Source organism: Bacillus sp. BK450 (assembly GCF_004364885.1).
Classification (GTDB): domain Bacteria; phylum Bacillota; class Bacilli; order Bacillales; family Bacillaceae; genus Bacillus; species Bacillus safensis.
Genome location: NZ_SOBQ01000003.1, coordinates 237,175 through 259,884, shown reverse-complemented (window position 1 = coordinate 259,884; position 22,710 = coordinate 237,175). Strand labels below are relative to the sequence as shown.

At 43.2% G+C, this 22,710-nt stretch carries 22 protein-coding genes; 6 read left to right on the top strand and 16 right to left on the bottom strand.

Features of this window, described 5'->3' with window-relative positions; genetic code table 11:
* Positions 1-9: 9 nt before the first annotated feature.
* A complete protein-coding gene (gene uvsE / locus EV579_RS11245) occupies positions 10-972 on the top strand; it encodes a UV DNA damage repair endonuclease UvsE (protein ID WP_133744460.1) in 963 nt (320 codons plus the stop codon).
* Positions 973-1,045: 73 nt separating this feature from the next.
* Positions 1,046-1,300, top strand: a complete 255-nt coding sequence (locus EV579_RS11240; RefSeq protein ID WP_024423759.1) for a hypothetical protein — start codon at positions 1,046-1,048, stop codon at positions 1,298-1,300.
* Between the two features lie 229 nt (positions 1,301-1,529).
* Here EV579_RS11240 and EV579_RS11235 read toward each other — a convergent pair whose 3' ends face one another.
* From EV579_RS11235 to cls, 3 genes are all read right to left on the bottom strand, one after another.
* On the bottom strand, positions 1,530-2,528 hold the full coding sequence (locus EV579_RS11235; protein ID WP_024423760.1) for a S66 family peptidase: 999 nt from the start codon (positions 2,526-2,528) through the stop codon (positions 1,530-1,532).
* A 203-nt stretch (positions 2,529-2,731) separates the two neighbouring features.
* The gene (locus EV579_RS11230) at positions 2,732-4,447 is read right to left on the bottom strand and encodes an ABC transporter ATP-binding protein (protein ID WP_133744459.1); all 1,716 of its coding nucleotides are present in this window, start codon (positions 4,445-4,447) and stop codon (positions 2,732-2,734) included.
* Positions 4,448-4,552: 105 nt separating this feature from the next.
* Positions 4,553-6,070: a cardiolipin synthase gene (gene cls / locus EV579_RS11225; RefSeq protein ID WP_263479664.1), complete on the bottom strand. Its 1,518-nt coding sequence runs from the start codon at positions 6,068-6,070 to the stop codon at positions 4,553-4,555.
* Between the two features lie 137 nt (positions 6,071-6,207).
* On the opposite strand from cls, the gene EV579_RS11220 reads away from it, so the two are divergent.
* Positions 6,208-7,179, top strand: a complete 972-nt coding sequence (locus EV579_RS11220) for a S66 family peptidase (RefSeq protein WP_133744458.1) — start codon at positions 6,208-6,210, stop codon at positions 7,177-7,179.
* 295 nt (positions 7,180-7,474) lie between these two features.
* Here the strand turns inward: EV579_RS11220 and argS are convergent, their stop codons facing one another.
* The 5 genes from argS to speE form a co-directional block, all read right to left on the bottom strand.
* A complete protein-coding gene (gene argS / locus EV579_RS11210) occupies positions 7,475-9,148 on the bottom strand; it encodes an arginine--tRNA ligase (RefSeq protein ID WP_024426363.1) in 1,674 nt (557 codons plus the stop codon).
* Positions 9,145-9,567, bottom strand: a complete 423-nt coding sequence (locus tag EV579_RS11205) for a YwiB family protein (protein ID WP_003215400.1) — start codon at positions 9,565-9,567, stop codon at positions 9,145-9,147. The genes argS and EV579_RS11205 overlap by 4 nt, the downstream gene beginning before the upstream one ends.
* Positions 9,568-9,691: 124 nt before the next feature.
* Positions 9,692-10,039 (bottom strand): hypothetical protein, encoded by a 348-nt coding sequence (locus EV579_RS11200; protein WP_034621833.1) that lies wholly within the window; start codon positions 10,037-10,039, stop codon positions 9,692-9,694.
* Positions 10,040-10,117: 78 nt separating this feature from the next.
* Positions 10,118-10,990, bottom strand: coding sequence for an agmatinase (speB, locus tag EV579_RS11195; RefSeq protein WP_039182190.1), 873 nt, complete (start codon positions 10,988-10,990; stop codon positions 10,118-10,120).
* 69 nt (positions 10,991-11,059) lie between these two features.
* A complete protein-coding gene (gene speE, locus EV579_RS11190; protein WP_025093862.1) occupies positions 11,060-11,890 on the bottom strand; it encodes a spermidine synthase in 831 nt (276 codons plus the stop codon).
* A 224-nt stretch (positions 11,891-12,114) separates the two neighbouring features.
* On the opposite strand from speE, the gene EV579_RS11185 reads away from it, so the two are divergent.
* Positions 12,115-14,184 (top strand): transglycosylase domain-containing protein, encoded by a 2,070-nt coding sequence (locus EV579_RS11185; RefSeq protein ID WP_133744457.1) that lies wholly within the window; start codon positions 12,115-12,117, stop codon positions 14,182-14,184.
* Positions 14,185-14,308: 124 nt separating this feature from the next.
* On the opposite strand, the gene EV579_RS11180 is transcribed toward EV579_RS11185, so the two are convergent.
* A complete protein-coding gene (locus tag EV579_RS11180; RefSeq protein WP_024423769.1) occupies positions 14,309-14,827 on the bottom strand; it encodes a YwhD family protein in 519 nt (172 codons plus the stop codon).
* A gap of 12 nt (positions 14,828-14,839) precedes the next feature.
* Complete coding sequence (locus tag EV579_RS11175) at positions 14,840-15,496, bottom strand: site-2 protease family protein (protein ID WP_243837420.1); 657 nt, start codon at positions 15,494-15,496, stop codon at positions 14,840-14,842.
* Between the two features lie 113 nt (positions 15,497-15,609).
* On the opposite strand from EV579_RS11175, the gene EV579_RS11170 reads away from it, so the two are divergent.
* Positions 15,610-15,795, top strand: a complete 186-nt coding sequence (locus EV579_RS11170; RefSeq protein ID WP_003214939.1) for a 2-hydroxymuconate tautomerase — start codon at positions 15,610-15,612, stop codon at positions 15,793-15,795.
* 50 nt (positions 15,796-15,845) lie between these two features.
* Here EV579_RS11170 and EV579_RS11165 read toward each other — a convergent pair whose 3' ends face one another.
* From EV579_RS11165 to EV579_RS11150, 4 genes are all read right to left on the bottom strand, one after another.
* Complete coding sequence (locus EV579_RS11165; RefSeq protein ID WP_133744455.1) at positions 15,846-16,658, bottom strand: zinc-dependent metalloprotease; 813 nt, start codon at positions 16,656-16,658, stop codon at positions 15,846-15,848.
* 224 nt (positions 16,659-16,882) lie between these two features.
* Positions 16,883-17,383 carry a YwgA family protein gene (locus EV579_RS11160; RefSeq protein WP_024426378.1) on the bottom strand — a complete coding sequence of 167 codons (501 nt, stop codon included), beginning with the start codon at positions 17,381-17,383 and terminating at the stop codon, positions 16,883-16,885.
* 30 nt (positions 17,384-17,413) lie between these two features.
* Positions 17,414-18,715, bottom strand: coding sequence for an HD domain-containing protein (locus EV579_RS11155; protein ID WP_007497716.1), 1,302 nt, complete (start codon positions 18,713-18,715; stop codon positions 17,414-17,416).
* A 170-nt stretch (positions 18,716-18,885) separates the two neighbouring features.
* Positions 18,886-19,107 (bottom strand): YuzB family protein, encoded by a 222-nt coding sequence (locus EV579_RS11150; protein WP_003215259.1) that lies wholly within the window; start codon positions 19,105-19,107, stop codon positions 18,886-18,888.
* Between the two features lie 245 nt (positions 19,108-19,352).
* Here EV579_RS11150 and EV579_RS11145 point away from each other — a divergent pair, with 245 nt between their 5' ends.
* Entirely contained in the window at positions 19,353-20,162 is an 810-nt protein-coding gene (locus EV579_RS11145; protein WP_025093853.1) for an RsfA family transcriptional regulator, read from the top strand.
* A 33-nt stretch (positions 20,163-20,195) separates the two neighbouring features.
* Here EV579_RS11145 and EV579_RS11140 read toward each other — a convergent pair whose 3' ends face one another.
* Both EV579_RS11140 and EV579_RS11135 read right to left on the bottom strand, forming a co-directional pair.
* On the bottom strand, positions 20,196-20,429 hold the full coding sequence (locus EV579_RS11140; protein WP_024426379.1) for a DUF5970 family protein: 234 nt from the start codon (positions 20,427-20,429) through the stop codon (positions 20,196-20,198).
* Positions 20,426-22,702, bottom strand: coding sequence for a glycosyltransferase (locus EV579_RS11135; RefSeq protein WP_133744454.1), 2,277 nt, complete (start codon positions 22,700-22,702; stop codon positions 20,426-20,428). Before EV579_RS11135 ends, EV579_RS11140 begins: the two co-directional genes overlap by 4 nt.
* Positions 22,703-22,710: the final 8 nt, after the last annotated feature.

The following is a 22,710-nucleotide window of genomic DNA, read 5'->3' as shown; positions in this document are numbered from 1 at the left end:
AGATGACCTATGCGTTATCGATTTGGTTATGTATCCAATGCCGTCACCTTGTGGGAAGCTTCTCCTGCCAAGTCGCTGACCTTTGCTAGATACAGCAAGCTCGCTAAGGGAGAAAGAAAAGAGGCTTTATTGCGAACAACGAAGGCCAATCTCGTGAATACATTAAGAACGCTTTATTTCGCCATTGCTCATGATATCCCGCTTTACCGTTTTTCAAGCTCGATCGTCCCGCTCGCGACCCATCCAGAGGTGCGCTGGGACTTTGTGACACCTTTTCACAAAGAATTTCTTGAGATCGGCAAGCTGGTGAAACGGCACGGCTTACGGGTCAGTTTTCACCCCAATCAATTCACCTTGTTTACTAGCCCCAAACCTTCCATTACAGAAAATGCCGTCATCGATATGACGTATCATTATCAGATGCTTGAGGCGATGAAGCTCGATAAGGAAGGCTACATGAACATTCATGTAGGCGGGGCGTACGGCGATAAAGAATCGGCTCTCCAACGCTTTGATGAAAATATCAAACAGCTTCCGGCTCATATCAAGGCGAGAATGACACTTGAGAACGATGACAAAACATATACGTCGCTCGAAACGCTTGGTGTATGTGAAAAGCATGACATTCCGTTTGTTTTTGATTACCATCATCACGTGGCAAATAAAGATGACGATGCCGCACTCGATGACATCCTGCCAAGAATGTTCGACACGTGGACAAACACTGGCATTCCGCCCAAAATCCATTTGTCTTCACCAAAATCAGAAAAAGCTATACGCAGTCATGCAGATGGAGTAGATATGAATTTTGTCTTACCGCTTTTTCAAGCATTAAAATCGTATGGCCGGGATGTAGATTTCATGATTGAAGCAAAATTAAAGGATCAGGCTCTGCTCCGTCTAGTCGAAGAGCTGTCTGCGATAAGGGGCAATCGGCGGACGGGCGGAGGAACCATTGAGTGGAAATCATAAAGAAAGGTTTACCTTTGTGCAAATGGGGGTAACAAAGCTATTGTGAGAAAGTAATTAACAGGAGGATATGAAGATGTCTCAAATCTATTCAATCCGAATCGCTGCGAAAGCGTTGAATTTACATAAGCTTATTTCTCTTTATGAAAAGTGCCAGCAGGCTCAGCATCGTATATATGTGTATTCTAAAAAAACAATGTGCAGCATTAAGAACATCGTAGAGCTTGAAACCTTCAGGCTCACTCATTTAGAATCTGACTACTTAATTGTCGTAGAGGGGAAAAAAGCGCAAGATCTCCTTCAGCCGTTTGAAAAAGAGACGGTTTCATAAAGAAGAGCAGCCGCGGGCTGCTCTTTCAGATTGGTTGACAAAGGGCTAAAATGATGTTGATTTTAGCCCTTTGTCTTCTTTTCAGCGTGATAGAAAACCTTTGCAGCCTAGGAAGGACGAGTACCGGAGCGGAGCGAATTTGACATTCGTGAGCACCGGCACGCAGGCCTGACACCGAATGCGAGGGTTTGTCTACATGCTGGGAGAGCAGCCGCGGGCTGCTCTTTTGCTATATCCACTCTTTTGTTAACCAAACTTGTTTGGAGGATGCATCCATTTTCACTTGTGCCCCGATTGGCATCGTAAGCATTGGGTGCGTATGGGCACAGTCAAAATCAGCGATGAGTGGTCTTTTTGTCTCTCCGAGCACCTCAAGTAAAATCTCGTAAGGTTCTTTGCCCGTTCCTTCATCATTAAACAGCTCATGTTTTCCTAAAAGAATCCCTGATACCCGTTCAAACACTCCATTTACTTTCAATAAAGAGAAGTTCTTTTCTACAACTGACGCGGTTTTCATACAATCTTCAATGAGAAGGATGTCTCCGTTTTTCACCGCTGGCATGAATTCACTTCCCCATATGCCGTACATCGCATTCAAGTTTCCGCCGATCAATCTGCCTTCTGCCTGTCCCTCTATGGCGCACAGCCAATCATTCGGACGCTGTTTTTTGTCACGCGTCTTTTCTTCCCAATTGATTCGTTCATCTGTCCAAAAAGGCGGTTTTTCAATCTGATAAGGAAGGGTTTGTTGGGACATCAGGATGTCCTCAAATGACTGATATGTATTATTAACAAACGGTTCAAACTCGCCAAAAGAAGGAACAAGCGCAGGCCCGTAGAAAACAGGCAGGCCCGTTTTTTCGTACGACGCTAGTAGAATCGCTGTCGCATCTGAATAACCGATCATGATTTTCGGATGTTGTTTCAGCAGGTCAAAATCAAGATAAGGCAGCAAACTATTTGAATTCGTCCCGCCAATCATTGACATGATGCACGCCAAGTCCCTTTTAGCCATCAGCTCATTCAGCTCATCTGCTCGTTCTTGAATTGTACCTGAACGGTAGTGATCCTCTTTCCCTGTTAATGATCCTGGAACCACAATGAATCCTTTTTGCTCAAGCCACTTCTTCGCCCGCTCATACCTAAGAGGCGAGGTCGCTGATGCAGGACTAGAAGGTGAAAATATACCGATCTTATCGCCCTTTTGTAATCGCCGAAGCCCCTTCATTCCATCAGATCCTTCCTACAAACGTTTTTTCTATCCTAACAAAAAAAGCCCTTTATCAAAAGGGCTCAGATTGTTTTTCATTCAGCGTGATAGAAAACCTTTGCAGCCCTAGGAAGGACGAGTACCGGAGCGGAGCGAATTGACATTCGTGAGCACCGGCACGCAGAACTGCGGGCGAATGCGAGGGTTTGTCTATGCGCTGATCAATGACCAAACTGCGCTTCATGCAGTCTGCTGTATACGCCGCCCGTTTGAATGAGGTCTTGGTGGCGGCCTTGTTCTTGGATGCCTTCCTCTGTCACGACGATGATACGGTCGGCGTGTTTAATTGTTGCCAGGCGGTGGGCAATGACGAGTGTTGTCCTGCCGACAGCCAGTTCGCTCAGTGCATCCTGTATAGCTTTTTCTGTTTCTGTATCAAGTGCTGATGTGGCTTCATCTAAAATAAGAATCGAAGGATTTTTTAGGAACATCCGCGCAATTGACAAGCGCTGCTTTTGACCGCCTGACAGTTTGACGCCGCGCTCGCCTATCACCGTATTTAATCCTTCTGGGAAACGCTGAACGAGTTCCTCTAAATGCGCACGACGTACAGCCTCCCAAATCTCTGCATCGCTGGCTTCTAGGTTGCCGTACGCGATGTTTTCTCGAATGGTGCCTGAGAATAAAAAGACATCCTGCTGCACAATGCCGATCTGCTGTCTTAAAGAAGACAGGGTCATCGCTTTTGTACTTACACCATCAATCGTAATCTCCCCTTTATCCACATCATAAAAACGTGGCAGCAAACTGCAAATCGTCGATTTCCCGGCTCCTGAGGGACCGACAAACGCAACGGTTTCTCCTTGTTTGATCTTCAAATCGATATCCTTTAACACATGGCTGTGCTCATCGTAGCCGAATGTCACGTTTCGATATTCAATTTCACCTTTCAGCCCGAATACATCACGAGCTCCCTCTGTATCCTTCACATCTGGCTCTGTTTCAAGTAAGTCGACATAGCTTTTAAAGCCCGCAATTCCTTTTGGATACATTTCAATCACTGTGTTGATTTTATCAATCGGTCTGAATAAGACGTTTGTAATGAGAACAAACGCGATAAATCCACCTGCCGTTAATTGACCCTGCAGAACAAACCATGTCCCTGCCAGAAGGACAAACAGTGTCACAAGACGGGTGAGAATGTAACTGATTGAGCCGTTGACCGACATGATTTTATATGAAAGAAGCTTCGCTTTCCGAAAGCGGTTGTTGTTTTCAGCAAAACGCTTTTTCTCGAAATGTTCGTTGGCAAAGGCTTGCACAAGACGAATGCCGCCAATATTGTTTTCAACCCTTGCATGAAAGTCTCCAATGTCATTGTTCAGCTGTGTAATCGCCTGCGTCATCTTCTTATTAAAATGAAGGGCAAGCCAGATGATGACTGGCATGATCAAGAAGGTTAAAATAGCAAGCTGCCAGTTAATCATCAGCATGACAGCAAAGGCGCCAAGAATCGTCATAATTGCAATAAACAAATCCTCAGGTCCGTGATGAGCCACCTCCCCAATGTACATGAGGTCATTTGTCATCCGAGACATAAGCTTACCCGTTTTGTTGTTATCAAAGAACTTAAATGAGAGACGCTGAAAATGATCAAACAGCTTCTTTCTCATATCTGTTTCAATATTGATACCAAGCATGTGCCCCCAGTACGACACAATAAATTGCATAACCGAGCTGAGGGCATAAATGATAAACAGAGCAAGCGCGGTCCAGGCAATGACCGTCCAATTCCCTGTTGGTAATAATGTATCAATGAAGTAGTTCACAATCAGCGGGAAACCAAGTTCCATCAATCCAACTGCGACAGCGCAAAAGAAATCTAAAAAGAACAGACCGCGATAGGGCCTGTAATAGGCGAAAAAGCGTTTTAGCATATGTAAAAGAACCTCATTTCCTCTATAATTGATAATCATTTTCAATTATAGAGGAATCCTCTTCAAAATACTAGATCAGGAAATAATTTCTTTGACTGGAAATCCTCATAATACGCCAGAAAACAACCGGGCAAATGATTCCTTCAACCGCTCTTTTAAGCCTCTTTTATAAAAATGTACAGGACCCATTTGCTCACATTCCTTCATATCTTCCTCATAGTGGGCCATCAATTGCTCAATTGGCTTTTTCGCAGCTGTAAAGACATTGACCTCAAAATTGAGCTGAAAGCTTCTCATATCGACATTCGCGGTGCCGACGGAGGCTAGTTCTCCATCAGCAATCATCACCTTTTGATGCATAAACCCTTTTTGATAGTGATACACCTTGATGCCCTCTTTTAGAAGCTCAGAAAAATAGGATCTTGTGGCATATTGCGTGAGAAAACCGTCATTGATCTCCGGTACCATCACCCGTACATCCACTCCTCTTGTGGCAGCGATTTTGAGCGCAGTGCGAATCGATTCGTTTGGTACAAAGTAAGGTGTGGCAATCCAGACAAATTGTTTCGCATTAGAAATAAGAGCATCATATAAATCACTCATACTTTCTTTCATATCAGGTCCAGTTGGTACAACCTGAATGACATCATCGCCTGTCACAGAATGCGGCGTATGATACTTTGGATCATCAATTAATACTTCATCTGATACATACTCCCAATCCAGCATAAAAACGGAGTGAAGGGTCTGAACAGCCTCACCCTTTAACATGGCATGCGTATCACGCCAAAAGCCGATCTTTTCATCTCGTCCTACGTATTCCTTGCCGACATTTAACCCCCCGACAAACCCTGTCTCTCCATCAATAATGACGATTTTTCGGTGATTTCTGAAATTGAATTTTTGATTAAAGAATCCATATTTTAAAGGTAGAAAAGGAGCAACCTTGACCCCTGCCTGCTTCAAGCGTTTAATATCTTTTCGGGAGAAGCGGATGCTGCCTGCCGCATCATATATGAAACGGACCTCTACCCCTTCTTTCACTTTTTCAATCAAAATCTCCATCATCCGGTGGCCGAGGAAATCGGATTTGAACATGTAATATTCAATATGAATGAACGATTTTGCCTTTTTTAACTCTTCAAAAATTCTGGGGAACGTCTCCTCCCCATTCTTTAAAATCTCCATATCACTATTTGTGTTCACATGCATACCTGTTGCTTTTTCTGTGTAATGAAAAAAAGCACGCTGATTATCGGTTAAACGTGACTCATTCGGCTTACTCTCAAGCTCAGAGATTCTGCGTAATTTCTCGCGGTTATACATTCTCTTTGATTTGAATAAATGACCCTTTACATAGAGCTGCCCTGAGAACAGATAGAACATATAGCCAATGATCGGGAAAAAAATGAGCACATATATCCATAACAACGTGTGCTGTGATGTACGGTTCTCCAGCATGAGTGAGATGATACTAAATAAAATAATGGCGATATAAATCGCTGCGTACAGCTGAACGCTCCACGCCGGCACAGTCCACCAATACACCACATATGCCCCGAATATCATAAAATATAAAAATAAAAATTCCAGTCTTCTCTTTTTCACATTCTCCGCCCTCATTCTGTCTTTTTCTCTTCCATACCCTTTGCACAGCTTGTATGAAACGCACGACCCATTCCTTTCTCCTAGCCTTTACAGACTTTCGCTATTTGATCCGATATAATAAAGAAATATGTGATGGAAAGGAAGATCTGTTTATGCATACCCCCTCACCTCTTAAAAAAGGGAGCCATATACGTGTCATTGCCCCAAGCCGAAGTGCCAGCATTTTATCAAAAGAAGGAATTTCTCAAGCGAAAAAACGTTTAGAGACTTTAGGCTTCACTGTCTCTTTTGGACAGCATGTGTTTGAATGTGACCTTCATTCCTCATCTTCTATTGAACACCGCTTGTCTGATCTGCATGAGGCGTTCAAAGATGATGAGGTTGATGGTATTTTGACAGCCATCGGAGGCTTTAACTGCAATGAACTTTTGCCTTATATTGATTACAATTTGATCCGTCAGCATCCTAAAGTCCTTTGCGGCTATAGTGATATCACCGCACTTGCAAACGCCATTACAGCGAAATGTGATATGGTGACATATTCTGGCCCCCATTTCTCAAGCTTTCAAATGGAGCAGGGACAGGAGGAGCAGACCGCTATGTTTCAAGCTTGCTTGATGAACGGCGGCGAACCGTTTGACGTGATTCCTTCGACAAAATGGAGTGATGACGCGTGGTATTTAGATCAAGCGAACAGGCAGTTTCATCCGACGAAATGGAACATATATCAGGAAGGAACAGCTGAAGGCACCTTGTTTGGCGGAAACCTTTGTACACTGAACTTACTACAAGGGACATCGTTTATGCCGAATGTAAAAGATGCGATCTTATTTGTGGAGGATGATGAGTTGGTGTTCCCTGAAATGTTCGCCAGAGACCTTACTTCGCTCTTGCAGCATGCAGAAACAATCAAAGGGTTGATCATCGGGCGCTTTCAGAAGAAGTCCAACATGACAGAGGAACAATTAAGATTCATCCTAGATAAGCACCCAATGCTCAAACACATCCCAGTGATTTACGACGTCGATTTCGGACATACACAGCCAGTCTTCACCTTCCCGATTGGTGGAAACGTTCAGATAGCGTGTACAAATGGAGACGTGAAGCTGCGCATTCATTCATAACTTAAGGCCAAAAAGCACCCGAATAGGTGGTGCTTTTTTCTATGCCACTATCTTTTTTAAAATTTTTTTAGAAAAAGTGATCCAACCCTTCATTCCCTTCGTTAAGTAGATGTAAAAAGAAAAGAGAGGAGGCAAAAATATGTTCTCTGATGTACTTAGCCAATTATTTGATTCTATTTCTAACATTATTAATACTCTTGGATAATGTAAAAAACCCGCTGTCTCTTGAGGATAGCGGGTTTTTTATACGAAAAAGCCCCACTCATTCAATAGAGTGGGGCTTTCTTTCATTTCATTACATCTTTTCCGGAGCCGATACACCAATTAGTTTTAATGCATTCGCAAGCGTAATTTGTGTTGCTTTCATGAGTGAAAGACGTGCTGTTGTTTTTGTTTCGTTTTCTGCGTCAATGACCTTCTCGGCATTGTAGAAGCTGTGAAGGGCTGATGCAAGGTCATAAATATAGTTCGTCACGCGGTGCGGAATACGCTTTTCAGCTGCTTCTGCTACAACTTCTGGGAAGCTGCCAATGATTTTCAGAAGATCGTATTCTTTTTCCGATTGAATATGAGAGAAATCGGCTTTTTCAAGGTTCGGTTCGTAGCCTTTTTCTTCCCCTTGACGCAGCATGCTGCAAATTCTCGCATGCGCATATTGTGCATAGTACACAGGGTTTTCGTTAGACGTAGAAATCGCTAAGTCTAGGTCAAAGTCCATATGTGTCGCCGCACTCCTCATCGCAAAGAAATAACGAGTCGCATCTAAGCCGACTTCTTCAATCAGATCACGCATTGTGACGGCTTTTCCTGTACGCTTACTCATCTTCATCTTTTCGCCGTTTTTGTAAAGATGCACAAGCTGAATGATTTCTACTTCAAGCTTGTCAGCTGGATATCCAAGTGCTTGGATCGCCGCTTTCATCCGAGGAATATAGCCGTGATGGTCCGCTCCCCAAATGTTAATAAGCTGGTCAAAGCCTCTGTCCAATTTGTCTTTATGATATGCGATATCTGGAAGCAGGTAAGTGAAGCTGCCGTCTTTTTTAATCAGCACACGGTCCTTGTCATCACCAAAATCAGTTGAACGCAGCCATGTTGCGCCGTCTTCTTCAAAGACATAGCCTTTTTCACGAAGTGTTTCCAGCGCTGGTTCGATTTTTCCGTTTTCATATAAAGAGGTTTCTGAATACCATACATCAAATGGCACACGGAAATTCTCAAGGTCTACACGTAATTTTTCTAATTCGTATTTCAAGCCGTATTCACGGAAGAACTTCATCCGCTCTTCTTCCGGCTCATGCACGAAACGGTCACCAAATTCATCCGCAAGCTTTTGTCCGATGCCTTTGATGTCTTCTCCTCTGTAGCCGTCTTCAGGCATTTCTTTTTCAAGACCGAGTGCCTCAAAATAACGTACTTCTACAGATAAAGCGAGGTTATTGATTTGATTTCCTGCATCGTTGATATAGTATTCACGGCTCACATCGAACCCTGCTTTATCAAGGATGTTGCAAAGGGAATCTCCTACAGCTGCACCGCGGGCATGTCCAAGGTGAAGGTCACCTGTTGGGTTGGCTGAGACGAATTCGACTTGCACCTTTTGACCGCCGCCTGTATTCGTTTCGCCATAAGCTTCTTTTGCCTCAAGAACAGCTGGAATGAGCTTTGTTAAATACTGATTGTTCATATAAAAGTTAATGAATCCTGGACCTGCGATATCCAGTTTTTCAATGGAAGCTTTCCCTTTATCAAACGCATTGACGATGTCTTCTGCGATTTGACGAGGTGCTTTTTTTGCAATGCGGGCAAGCTGCATCGCCATGTTGGTAGAGTAATCACCGTGAGTTTTGTCTTTCGGCACTTCTAAAAGAACATCTGGCACCTGGCTTTCATCGGCAAGTCCTGCTTTGACGACTGCCGCTATGATTTCTTCTTTTAACGCATCTTTGACCTGTTCTGCGATATTCATGAACGTAAATCCTCCTTATACGAAATCGATAATGTATGTAAATGCTTTTGATCTTCTCCTGTCAGCATATCGTACGTAATGTGTAGCAGCCCCTTGTCCACATCGAGATCAATACCATGTGTGTGCACATCTAGCTGTAGTGTACCGAATGGCATCGTGTAATGTGTGACAGTCGTTTCTCCAATGAGAAAGCGCTGCTTCATTTGAATAGCCCCTGATCTCATCACAAAAATTTCTTTTTCACTCATTTTCACAACGGTTTTTACTTGACCCATTTCATGTTCTTCATGGTAAGTGAGATACGTTTTGTCATTCTTCTCTTGGTACGTTCCAGTCGTGCGGAATTCGATCGTTTCAGCCGGCTCCGTCTCTGGTTTCATCACTGACTTTACATGAATTGAAATTTGGTTTTGTGTCATTTTGCACTTCCTTTGCTAAGACCCGTTTAACTAAAATAGTATACCATAATCACGATCGCCTATCATACCATCATTTCTCTTCTTCACGGCGATTAAACTTCGTTTTTCATCTTCAGACATCCCTTTAGAAAAAAAGAAAAATACAACTGACCACTACGACAAGTCCAGCCTTTACACCTAAGTCTTTTCTTTTCATTAAGTAAAAAAGAGCCTGTATGCCTGAACTTGCCAAAAATGCCTGAAAAAAATCAAATGGTGCGATTTGATCCTTTTTAAAAACCACCTGCATGAATAACGCAATGGCCGTCAGATAGAAAAAGCCTCGATCGTGAAACAGCCCCAGCATCTCTTCCTTTGCTTCCTTCTTTGAAGCAAAAACAGGCGGATCAGCTGCGAGCTCTCGTTTCAATGTGAGAAAGCCTGCCCCTAACACACATAAAGCGAGGAACACCATCAATATTGACGAAAACATGAGCTCCCTCCTTTATTTTTTGACCAATGTAAAAAAAGAGCTTGTCCACATGAGATGACAAGCTCCTCTATCAACTGATTATTTCACAAATCCAAGCAGCATTTCGCGTAAAAGCTTACTCGCTGTATTCGCTGTTTGGTCAGAGTGGTCATATACAGGTGCTACCTCGACTAGGTCTGCCCCAACGACTTGGACGTCAGATCCTGCAATCGCATGAATGGATGCAAGCAGCTCTTTTGATGTAATACCGCCAGCATCTACCGTTCCTGTACCAGGTGCATGAGCTGGGTCAAGTACATCAATATCGATCGTCACATATACTGGACGCCCTTTTAGCTTTGGCAATACTTGCTTCAATGGCTCCAGCACTTCAAATTTAGAAATGTGCATACCCGCTTCTTTTGCCCATTCAAATTCTTCTTTCATTCCAGAACGGATGCCGAAAGAGAATACATTTTCAGCTCCAATAAGTCCTGCAACTTTACGGATCGGTGTTGAATGTGAAAGCGGTTCACCCTCATATTCCTCACGAAGATCCGTATGTGCGTCCATATGGATGATGGCCAAGTCAGGGTATTTCTTATACATTGCACGGAAAACCGGCCAAGACACAAGATGCTCGCCGCCCATTCCTAATGGAAACTTCCCTTTTTCTAAAATGCTGTCGACATACTCTTCAATTAAATCTAAGCTCTTTTGTGCATTCCCAAAAGGAAGTGGGATGTCACCCGCATCAAAGAATGGCACCTCATGCAGCTCACGATCTAAATAAGGGCTGTATTCCTCTAGACCGATCGATACTTCACGAATGCGGTTCGGACCGAAACGTGAACCTGGGCGGTAGCTGACTGTCCAGTCCATCGGCATGCCGTATAAAATGACCTTTGCATCTTCCCATGTCGGATGACTTCCAATAAACACTTTTCCTGAATAAGCCTCGTCGAATCTCATGCAAGATTCCTCCTTTTACGCTTCAAAAAATGCGCAAACCGTCATTTGCGCATGTCCATTTCGCTTGATTTATTTGATTAAGTCGCTCACAAATTTCGGCAGAACGAATGCCGCTTTGTGCAATTCTTTTGTGTAATATTTCGTCTCAATATCAAAGAAACGGCTGTCTTCTACAGCAAGTGGATCATATTTTTTTGAACCGATGGTGAATGTCCAAAGACCGCTTGGATACGTTGGAATATTCGCTGTGTAAAGCTTTGTAATTGGGAAAATTTCTTTTACATCACGCTGTACATTTGTAATCAGCTCAGGTGTGAACCAAGGGTTGTCCGTTTGTGCAACGAAAATACCGTCTTCTTTGAGTGCTTTTGCGATTCCTGCGTAAAATCCTTTAGAGAACAGGTTCACAGCTGGTCCAACTGGCTCAGTCGAGTCAACCATGATCACATCATACTCGTTGTCAGCTTCAGCAATGTGCATAAAACCGTCTCCGACTTTGACATCTACACGAGGATCGTCTAGTTTCCCAGCAATAGAAGGAAGGAATTTCTTCGAGTATTCGATGACCTTTCCGTCAATATCAACAAGTGTCGCTTTTTTCACACTTGGGTGTTTGAGGATCTCACGAATGACACCGCCGTCTCCTCCGCCTACAACAAGAACATTTTCCGGGTTTGGATGAGTGAAAAGAGGAACATGTGCCACCATTTCGTGGTATACAAACTCATCTTTCTCAGACGTCATCACCATGCCGTCTAAAAACAGCATATTGCCAAACTCTTCTGTTTCCACCATTTCTAAATGCTGAAAGTCTGTTTGTTCTGTGTGAAGGGTTTTGTTCACCTTCAATGTAATACCAAAATTCTTCGTTTGCTTCTCTGTATACCAAAGTTCGCTCATTGTTCATCTTCCTCTCATCCAATAATAAACAAACATCTATTGTTAGCGCCTTTTATCGGCTTTGACTATATCGATTGTCCAAGAAAAAAGTATAGTGGATTCATATCAAATTGTAAAGAACCGCATGAGTTCTCTTCATTTTTTAAAGCGCTCCTGCAATCGCTTGTTTAAAACGGTTTTCTTTGTTCCATACTGATAAAAAACCGTCAAAATGGGGGCTTTGCATGGACACAATCATGAGTAATAAAAAAATCCGCATGACCGTGAAAACGATTCGAGCCTGTTTTTTTATCGGCTTGCTCGCTTTTCTATTTGCAGGTACCGTCTTTTTGACGATTCTATTAATAGCTAAATGGCAAGGTGCCCCTTCTGTTCAAGTTCCCCAATCCACGACCATTTATGCAGCCGATGGCTCAAAGCTTGGAGAATCCAGCTTTGGAGAAAAGAGATATTGGGTGCCATTAAAAGAGATGTCTCCTCATATCAGACAGGCAGTTGTCGCTGTTGAGGATAAAACCTTTTATGAGCATCATGGCTTTGATGTGAAACGGATGGCAGGTGCTGCGGTGGCCGATATTCGTGCCATGGCTAAGGTGCAAGGTGCCAGCACGATCACCCAGCAATATGCACGAAATCTGTATTTAGATCATGATAAAACGTGGAAGCGGAAGTGGAATGAAGCCTTTTACACGATTCGTTTAGAGCAAAACTATACAAAAGATGAGATTTTAGAAGGATACTTGAACACCATTTATTATGGTCACGGAGCGTACGGCGTGGAAGCAGCGTCACGTCTGTATTTCGGGAAAAAGGCGAAAAATTTAACCCTCGCTGAATCTGCCCTTCTTGCCGGTATCCCAAAAGGGCCTTCTCTCTATTCCCCTTATGTGAATGAGGAGAAAGCCAGCGCAAGAAAGAATATGATTCTGAGGCAAATGCAAGAGGATGGCATGATTACGAAAAAAGCAGCCGATGACGCTGCGAAAGAAAAACTGTCCTATCGCCCTTTGCAAGAGAAGCAGCTGCAAGCAAAGCAAGCCCCGTATTTTTATGACGATGTGATTCGAGAGTTGAAACAAAGCTTGGGATTAACAGAGGAACAGATTGAAACCTATGGGCTTCATATCCAAACGACCCTCAATCCAGAATTACAGAAAATCGCAGAAAAGACGTTAAAAAACACGATGAATTCCAAATCAGATATCCAAATCGGCTTTGCTGCCATCCATCCCCAAACAGGGCATGTACTCGCCCTCATAGGCGGGAGAGATTATGAGAAAAGTCCATTCAATCGGGTGACACAAGCAAAAAGGCAGCCCGGTTCAACCATGAAACCCCTTCTCTATTACATTGCCTTACAAAACGGGTTTACACCCGCAACTGTCATGCGCAGTGAGGAAACGGTGTTTGAACTGGATGATCAAGGCAGCGATGCCGCTTATTCACCAAGCAATTATCACGGCTATTACGCCAATGACGGCATTACAATGCTTCAAGCTTTAGCGCTGTCTGATAATATTTACGCTGTAAAGACCCATCTATTTTTAGGAATGGAGCAGCTTGTACGTGCTGGCAAGACATTTGGAATCAAGGAGAAACTAGATCAAGTACCCTCTCTTGCCCTAGGCACGTCTCCTGTGAAACCCATTGAAATGACCAATGCTTACGCCATGCTGGTCAATGGCGGAAAACGCGTCAAACCAACCTTTATTACGAAAGTAACCGACGCAAAAGGCAATGTGCTTTTTGAAGAGAAACAAAAACGAGAACAAATCCTAGATGAAAAAGCAGCATTTGTCACCACCGATATGATGTCAGGAATGTTCAACGATCAATTAAATGGCTATACAAGTGTCACTGGCCGCACCATTATAAAGGATCTTACAAGAACATACGGAGGAAAGTCTGGGACAACAGGCGCCGACAGCTGGATGATCGGCTTCTCTCCCCAGCTCGTCACAGGTGTATGGACAGGCTATGATAAAGGCCGCACCATTGATTCAGTCGAAGAAACGGCCTATGCGAAAAAAATATGGGCTTCCTTTATGGAATCAGCTCTCTCGAAGCAGCCAGCCTCTTCCTTCATGCCGCCAGACGGTGTCAAAGGGGTATATATCAATCCAAAAACCGGCGACCTCGCAGGTCCAGGATGTGAATCAAAGGTATTCACCTATTTTATAGAAGGAACGGAGCCGACAGGTGTCTGCTATGGTGCTGAGGACAAAGCCTCTGAGCAGGAACCAGTTCAAGATCAAAAGCCAAAGAAATGGTGGGAAAAGTGGCTGAAACGTTAAAAAAGACATGAAAAACCCCGAGATCTGCATCTCGGGATTCTCCATGTCCTAGCTTTAACACCAGTTTACTCAAAAACCGGAGAGAATTGGTAGCCATCCGCCAATCTTCACAAAAATTTCACAATTATTCAGGGACAGCCAATCCTTCTTTTAATTCATCTGTTGATGCGTCCCATAGCGCTTGATTATGACCTTTTAAGAAATCAGCCAGCACCTTTTTGGAAACGTCATCCATATGACTAACGACAATTTTTCGCTTCATCGATTTATCCATTAAATTCACATGCTCTGGAAGTGACTTATACCCGCGGCGGATCGAACGGTCAACGGTCATTTCACAAGCCGTCACACCTGCATAATAAGGCCCTTCTTCTCTGCGGTCAATCGTCACCCATACAAGCCAATACGGTTTTCCGTTCGGCACCTCTTCTTTTGTTTTCAAAAATTTAATTCCTTTTTCGACGGCACTTCTTGCATGCATGGCACCAATATCAATGACAGCTTCCTTTTCCTCTACATCAATGATGACTGGCGAGATATTATCAAGGCTGAGTGCACCTGCCCCAAAGCCTCCATGTCCGTCGGTTGCATCTGTTTTTTTAATGATGTTAAAACCAATTGGTTTCTTCTTTTTACCTTCCATTTATTAAACCTCCTAAAGCAGCGGCTTCAAAATAAGATTAAACCAGTGTATGATTTGATCCCGCATTCCGATCAATGGACCAAACACAAACTGTCCCAGCGGTGTGATCACGAATATAAGAAAAATAATGATCCCATATTGTTCAAATTGCGTCATTTTCGCCCGAATACGAGGGCTGACGACGTCCTCAATAATTCGATACCCATCCAGCGGCGGAAGCGGCAATAAGTTAAATAGGAACAAGATGACGTTTAAGTTAATAAAGATTAAAAAGAAATTATCGACTCCCGGCTCAAAGCGCATGATCCACTCCCCACCAAATTTCTGAAGAAGCACATACACAAGAAAGCCCAAAAACGCCAGCACTAAGTTACTTAATGGCCCTGCAATGGAGACACAAATCCCTGCTAAGCGCGGTTTTTTAAAATGGTAACGATTCACCGGTACAGGTCTCGCCCAGCCAAACCCGGCCACAAAGATCAAAATCGTCCCGAATACATCGAGATGCTTCAGTGGATTTAACGTGAGTCTCCCTTGATTCTTAGCCGTCGGGTCTCCGAAACGGTACGCAACATATGCATGCGCCAGCTCGTGCATCGTAAATGCAACAACAAGCGTAATGGCGACATATGGAATAAGTTCTAATGGATAAACAAGAAATTGGTTCAAAGGCATGAATCCCTCTTTCTTTCTATACAATGATTTACTTCATTCAGTATACTATAAGAAGTCCCTTAAACTAAAGGGAAGCGTAGCATTAAAGGAAAAAGGAGGTTTTCGCCATGCCGATTGTCACCGTTCAAATGCTTGAAGGAAGAACAGACGAGCAAAAAAGAGCTCTTGTGGAGAAAGTCACTGATGCCGTTGTTGAAACAACAGGCGCAGGGGCAGAAAAAGTCTCTGTCATTATTGAAGAAATGAAAAAAGAACACTATGCCGTAGCAGGAAAGCGAATGAGCGATCTGTAAGCATATAAAAAGGACAAACCCATAAGGTGTTTGTCCTTTTGTCTTCATTCTTATCTGTACCAAGCTTTATTACGGTTCACTTGATTTTTATGAGCCGCATCGAAGAAATCGACTGAGTAGGAATAATCATAATTCATTAAGCAGACAATGCCGCTTCCTTGAGGGTCATGCGGTAAGCCAAAGTTATGGCCGTATTCATGCGTAGCCGCTTTTGCTGTATTCGCTGTTCCTTGGTCAAGGTTAACGGCGAATGCACTTCCGCTTGGTGCACTATTGTAGACATAAGCGATTCCGCCAGCATCAAAGTTTGGATTTGCTGTAAATCCAGTGACAAAATCGTATCCTCTGCCATCAAAGCTGCGCGCAAGGTTGGAAAGGATTTGTGATGAATTTGATCCCGAAGACGTCCAAGATCCTACGGCTTGTACGACAAAGTCCACATCATGATCACGGTTAAACGTGACATCTGCTTGCTCGATGATGCTGACAATCCGTGTTTGCCAGTCACTATATTTCGCACGATACTGTGCATCAGCAACCGCATAGACAGTGACCTTCTGACTGCCTGTACTTGCTTTTGTTGAAATTGAATCTCCTGTATTGGCCTTAAAGGTTCTTGAGCCTACCTGCTTACCAGACTCATCTAATACCTTTGTTGTCACATCTCGTTCAATTGGAGGTGCTGTCGTCAAATCTTTAAAATCCTTTGCTTTTGGCAACCCCTCACTAATATGGGTTTCGAACGGCGCATGACCATGATCATGCCCATGACCTGCACTCGCTACTGGTGCTGAAGCTGAACTTACCCCCGGTAACAAACTACCTACCAATAAAAATGACAAAAAGACTGAACGCTTTTTCATTCCTATCCCTCCTTTGTTTTTCACAAAGTTATATATTCACTGAAAATTCACCATTTTCCTTCTCTTCAGTCAAAAACAGGGAATTAGATGCACAGGAAGAAAGTCGAATTACGTCATTTTCACTAATTTTTCGGATATTTTGACACACATTTCATCGGAAAATAGCGCTTTTGGTCTGGGTCTTACAAAACAAAAAAAGCCCTAAAAGTCGGGCTTTTGTTCAACTAGTTCAATTCCTTCAACTGGTCAATATAAGCAAGGGCCGCCTCAAATTCTTCGTCCGTATAGCGCTGCTTGCTTTTAATGGTGAAGACCTTTTCCTTCACCTCATCTTCTGGCAGGTTATCAAAATATAAAATCGTTGAGACAAGCTCTAGGAAACGGGATGATTGCTCGTTCATCTGCTGCGTCAGCGCTTTGAGGTCAGGCATGTCCACTTCACACTGATCGAGAAACTCTTTCCCATTGTCCGTCAGCGAATAGCGATATTGATAGTATCCGCCCTTTTTTTCCTTCATTTCGTCCAAGAATCCAAGGTTGCACAGCTCTTCAATTCTGAGCGTCAACTCCTCTGAATAGGGGCCATAAAAATGAAAATCGTATTTCTCGTAAAAAGGCAAATCTAGCTTTTTTGCTATGTAAATCATCTTTTGCAGCTTCTTCCGACCAACGATTTCCCCTGATTCAGAGAATACCTTCATCAACTTTGCATGCTCTTTCAACAAATTCCCGACATCTCCTTTTTCAGTACTTCCTTATCCCAAACCAAGCAGCTTCATGATCGCCTTTTTTTCTTCAGCTTTTTCCGACATATCTACAATTAAGTCCATCGGGAAATAAAGTTTATGATCGGTTCTTCGTTTACCGGAAATGGCGTCAACAATATCTGACTGTCTCGACAGTTCTTTAATATGACCGCTTTGCGTCAAAAGGTGGATTGGCAGCCTCTCTTCTTCCTCCCCTGGTCTGTAGAAGTCATAGGGCAAGTCAGAGGAAGAATCGACCACTAAATAGTAGTCAGGATCAATTCCGGCCTCCTTGAACAAGGCGGTCAGCTTGAAATATTTCGTCATTTCTTCATTTGGATTAAACTCTGTATATTGGAACAATCGGCGGTTCATAAAACGGCGGCACAAATCAGCCAGCACGTGATCTTCTTCATCTTCCCACGCCTGAAAATAAAATAAGACAATGGATTCATCCAGCTTAATATAGTCCTCTGTGGTGACATTCCCCTCAAAGATTGAATAAAAGTGAACGGGGGCATGTGTGAAAATATAACCCGTTTCATGCAGCTCTTTTGCACGGTGAAGAATTTTCGTTAAAATCACTTCAGCACTGCGTGTCACTGGGTGGAAATAGACTTGCCAGTACATTTGATAGCGGCTCATAATATAATCCTCAACCGCATGCATCCCGCTCTGCTTCATCACAATCTGATCTTCTCTCGGGCGCATCACACGTAAAATACGTTCCATATCAAAGTGGCCGTAGCTGACGCCTGTATAGTAGGCATCACGCTGCAAATAGTCCATGCGGTCGGCATCAATTTGACTTGAGATCAAACTGACCACCTGTTTGTTTTGATACGTTTTGGCAATGACTTCAGCCACATGCTTCGGGAAATCATCACTCACCCGGCGGAGCACTTCATTGACTTCCGTCTGCCCTAAAATAATATCTCTTGTAAACGATTCATGGTCTAAGTGGAAGACCTTTTCAAAGGAATGAGAAAATGGACCATGTCCGAGGTCATGAAGCAAGGCTGCACTAAGTACAAGCTCGCGCTCCCCTTCATCCCATTCAGGCCGCCCTTTAAACACATCATCCACAATTCGTCTCACAATCTCGTATACACCGAGTGAATGATTGAATCGGCTGTGTTCTGCCCCATGAAACGTCAAATAAGTAGTTCCTAGCTGTTTAATTCGTCTCAGGCGCTGAAACTCTCTTGTTCCTATTAAATCCCATATTAATGCATCCCTTACGTGAACATAACGGTGTACAGGATCTTTAAATACCTTTTCCTCAGATAATTTCCCTTTTGGATACGCCATCGTTTCGTCCCTCTTTTTTTAAGACGTGTTTCTATTATATCGGGTAACTTTTCCCGAAAACATCCTTGAATTTGCTGGTGAATGTGTTCTCAAAGATTGCACGGACGTAAAAAGCCCGACCTGACAGGGACGGACCTCTTTTTAGGTCGACTGAACACATTCAGTGACATTTATTTGACTTTTTTTTGAACCTTTTCAAGTAATTCATCTTCTGTTGGTGCGGATAATGGGCGATTGTTCACAAACGCAAAAGCCTTTTTTCGTCCTGGACCACAATAGGATTGACAGCCGATCTCAATTTTTGCATCAGGGTCAACCGATTTGAGTCGAGGCAATAACGTCTTTAGGTTCGTCGCATCACAATCGTCACATACGCGAAACTCATTAGCCATGGTCTTACGCTTCCTTTCAATGATGATACTTCATTCTTCTATATGAAACAGTTGGACAGCCAATCGTGAATAATATACCACCCAACATTGTACATCGAAGCGGCTGGACTTGCAAGACGCTTTACCGCCCCAATCATCCGCTTACATAAAAGCTAGTATTTTCTACTATCCTTTTAGCAAACTTGTATAAACCTTCTTGAACTTGGCTAATCTAATACCATCAAATCTTATGGGGGTTTAAACACATGTCAAAACAAAGACAAGATGCTTGGTCAGAGGAAAATGATCTCCTCCTGGCAGAAACCGTCTTACGTCACGTCAGAGAGGGCAGCACGCAGCTAAATGCGTTTGAAGAAGTAGGAGACAAGCTGAACCGCACCTCAGCGGCATGCGGATTTAGATGGAACGCTGTCGTCAGACATCAATATGAAAAAGCGTTGGCACTTGCCAAAAAACAGCGAAAACAACGGATGCGCGCACTTGGCAATGGCCAGCCAGCGAAAAAACGATTACTTTATCAGCCGCAAGTAGAAGAAACGGTGACTCAAGAGGAATTCTCACAGGAACTGGAGCCAGCAAAGGAAGAAACATTTGCACCAGCAGCTGAAACGGCCGAACAGCTTCAGTTTGTGGATCAAAGCTACAATGAAGAGTTAGCTAGTTTATCACATTTATTGTCACAGGCTGCTCCTGCCCCAAATACGGCAGAGAAAAAGCCGGAAGCAAATCCATTTAGGCAGCATCAAGAATTAACCATGGACGATATCATTGATTTCTTACGCCGTTATGAAGGCGATGGTCAGCAATCCACTGCCTTACGTATGGAAAACAGCCGCTTAAAACGAGAAAACAATGAACTTTCTCATAAAGTCTCGCAGCTAGAAGCTGAAGTGAAGAAGCTTGAAAAGGATCAGCTCACCATTCAAGAAGATTATGAAACACTCGTGAAAATCATGAACCGTGCAAGAAAACTAGTTTTGTTTGAAGAGGACGATAGTGCCGCACCAACCTTTAAAATGGACCGGAACGGCAACCTCGAAAAAATGGCAGAATAACAAAAAGTGCTCCCCGCCTCGGGAAGCACTTTTTTAAATGCCCAAAAATAGCATCACACTAAAAAGGACATTGATCAAAAATACAAACATAAAAATATACCTGACCTGCCTTACTTGAAAATCACCAAACATAAAAATATAAAGACCTGCAATGCCAAGTGTCAGGACAGGCTGAAGAAATGGCACTAAAAGCGAAATGCCGTAGCCGGCTCCCATGATGACAGGAAGCCATAGTAAATAGAGGTAACCGCCGTTTTTGGATTTCAAGAAACCACTCCCTCTCTTTCTTCTATCTGCTTGATTTCAGGCTGAACAAACTTGAGTCCGGCCATTGTGCGGCCGCGTTTTTGTGATGTCCAGACTGCAATCGCCTGCTGATCTGTGAGAGATTCTGTGTCAATGGTGATCAGCACTTTCTCATGTAATTCAATTGAAGCTTCAGACTCGATTTTGCACCCAGATAAACTAATATCATGTATGTTCACCGGCACCTTCTCTTCTAACCGGCCCTCATAGGACAGCGTGCCTGTCACGCTTTGCAACGGTCTTCTCACCCATTTGCGCCTTATAGCCCTTGGTACTTTCTCCGTTTCTCTTACAAAGCGGAGAAATGTCCGAACAGCATAGGATTTTTTCTCACGATCCGTTATCGATACATGCTCTCGTGTGAATAAGAAGCGGATCAGTGATAGATACTCTGATTTTTCTGTATCAGTAAAAGCAACACCAACCATCAGCTTGTCTCCATCTGGATGGCTCCAAACCACATCACACGCCACACTTTGATCCTCTGAAAAGAACAATTTCATTTGTCCTTGATTTAAAGAAGAAGCTTGATCCAATGGAATGGATAGACGCGCACCTGAATCACTCATGTCTAGTAGAAAACAAGCAATCGACTCATCTTGATGATTAGAACAGAGCTGCCCCTCTTTTTCTATGACAAACCGCTCTGATTTTCGATAACGCGGACGATCAAACGCCACAATCAGTGCCATGAATAGACCTGCACCGTTATAAAGCACCCAAAAAATATTAATCAACGTGAGATCAGCATTGATCGTCCCATTTACCTTCATATCGTATCCTATTTTCACAAGGACAAGCAATGAGAGCAGCAAGAAGATCAAATGAGGAATCATCGTTTTCAAATGAAAATGTCTCTTGTCCGTTTGAATTCCCTTCGGCGTGACAAGGAATTCAACCCTCTTCTTCAAAAACAGCTCACTTAAAGCTACACCAGCCAAGTGGAATGCCATAGAGCTTTCGTAAATATGACTCCAGAACATACTTCTTTTTTGATTCGACACCAGTTTAAACGCTAAATACGAACTAAAGAACGCCGGCAGCCAAAATATAAAAATGGACTGGAAATCGGCCCAGAAACTTTGAATACCAAATAATAAAAACAAAATCGGTGTAAGAATGTAAATCATTTTAAACAAACCGTTAAACCAATACACAATGCCATCTAAATAAAGAACTCGCTGCATAAGCGTTAAGCCGCGAACCTTCAATGGATTAAACTTACGGGCGCACTGAATGTTCCCTCTCGACCACCGGTCTCTCTGCTTTAACAAATCAAGCCAGCTTTCAGGTGCCAGACCGACGGCTAATACTTCTCCGACAGACACAGATTTGAACTTCCCTTGGAGAAGCATTCCGGTCGCCATGTCTTCTGTAATCACTCCAGTAGCAAATCCGCCAATTTCCTCTAAGGCCGTTCTTCTAAATACAGTATTACTCCCGACATACATCACCGCATTGAACCGATCCTTACCAGCTTGGAGGGTTTGCATAAAGAAGTCCTGTTCATTTGGAATTCGATCCTTCGAGAACATATTATATTGGAAAGGATCTTCGTTATAAAACGCCTGTGGAACTTGAACAAACGCAGTCGCTCCATCATGAAAGTAAGGCACTGTCTTTTCTAAAAAGGCAGGAAGGGGGACCATATCAGCATCAAGTGTGAGAATCAGCTCCCCATTCGTTTGAGACATCGCATGGTTTAAATTACCCGCCTTAGCAAACTTGTTATCTGTTCTTGTCAGATAATGAACGCCAAACTCAGATGCAAGCTGCTCCACAGACTCCCTCTTGCCATCATCACATAAATAAATATGGACGCTGTCTTTTGGATAAGAGAGATTCAAACAGCCTGCAACCGTGCGTTTCAGCACTTCAATTGGTTCATTATATGTAGCTATGAAAATATCAACTGTTGGCAGCCTGTCCAAATCACTGATCATGACTTGTTTCCGATTTGAAGGCTTCCAAACAAGTGTATAAAACACAAGCAGCTGTAAAAATCCAATACATTCACAGGCTACAAGCAAGATGCCCATTATCATATTAAATGTACCTTCATGCGGCAGTGTAAAGAAGAGACGCCAGAAAATATAGGCAGCATTTGTTAACACACAGAGCACAATGATGATTTTTTTAACAGTAGAGGCAAGCGGATGAATACGATACATCACATACAACACAGACAAAACACAAAGCATCAACAGCGGGTAATACGTGGTGAATAACGACAACAAATTTA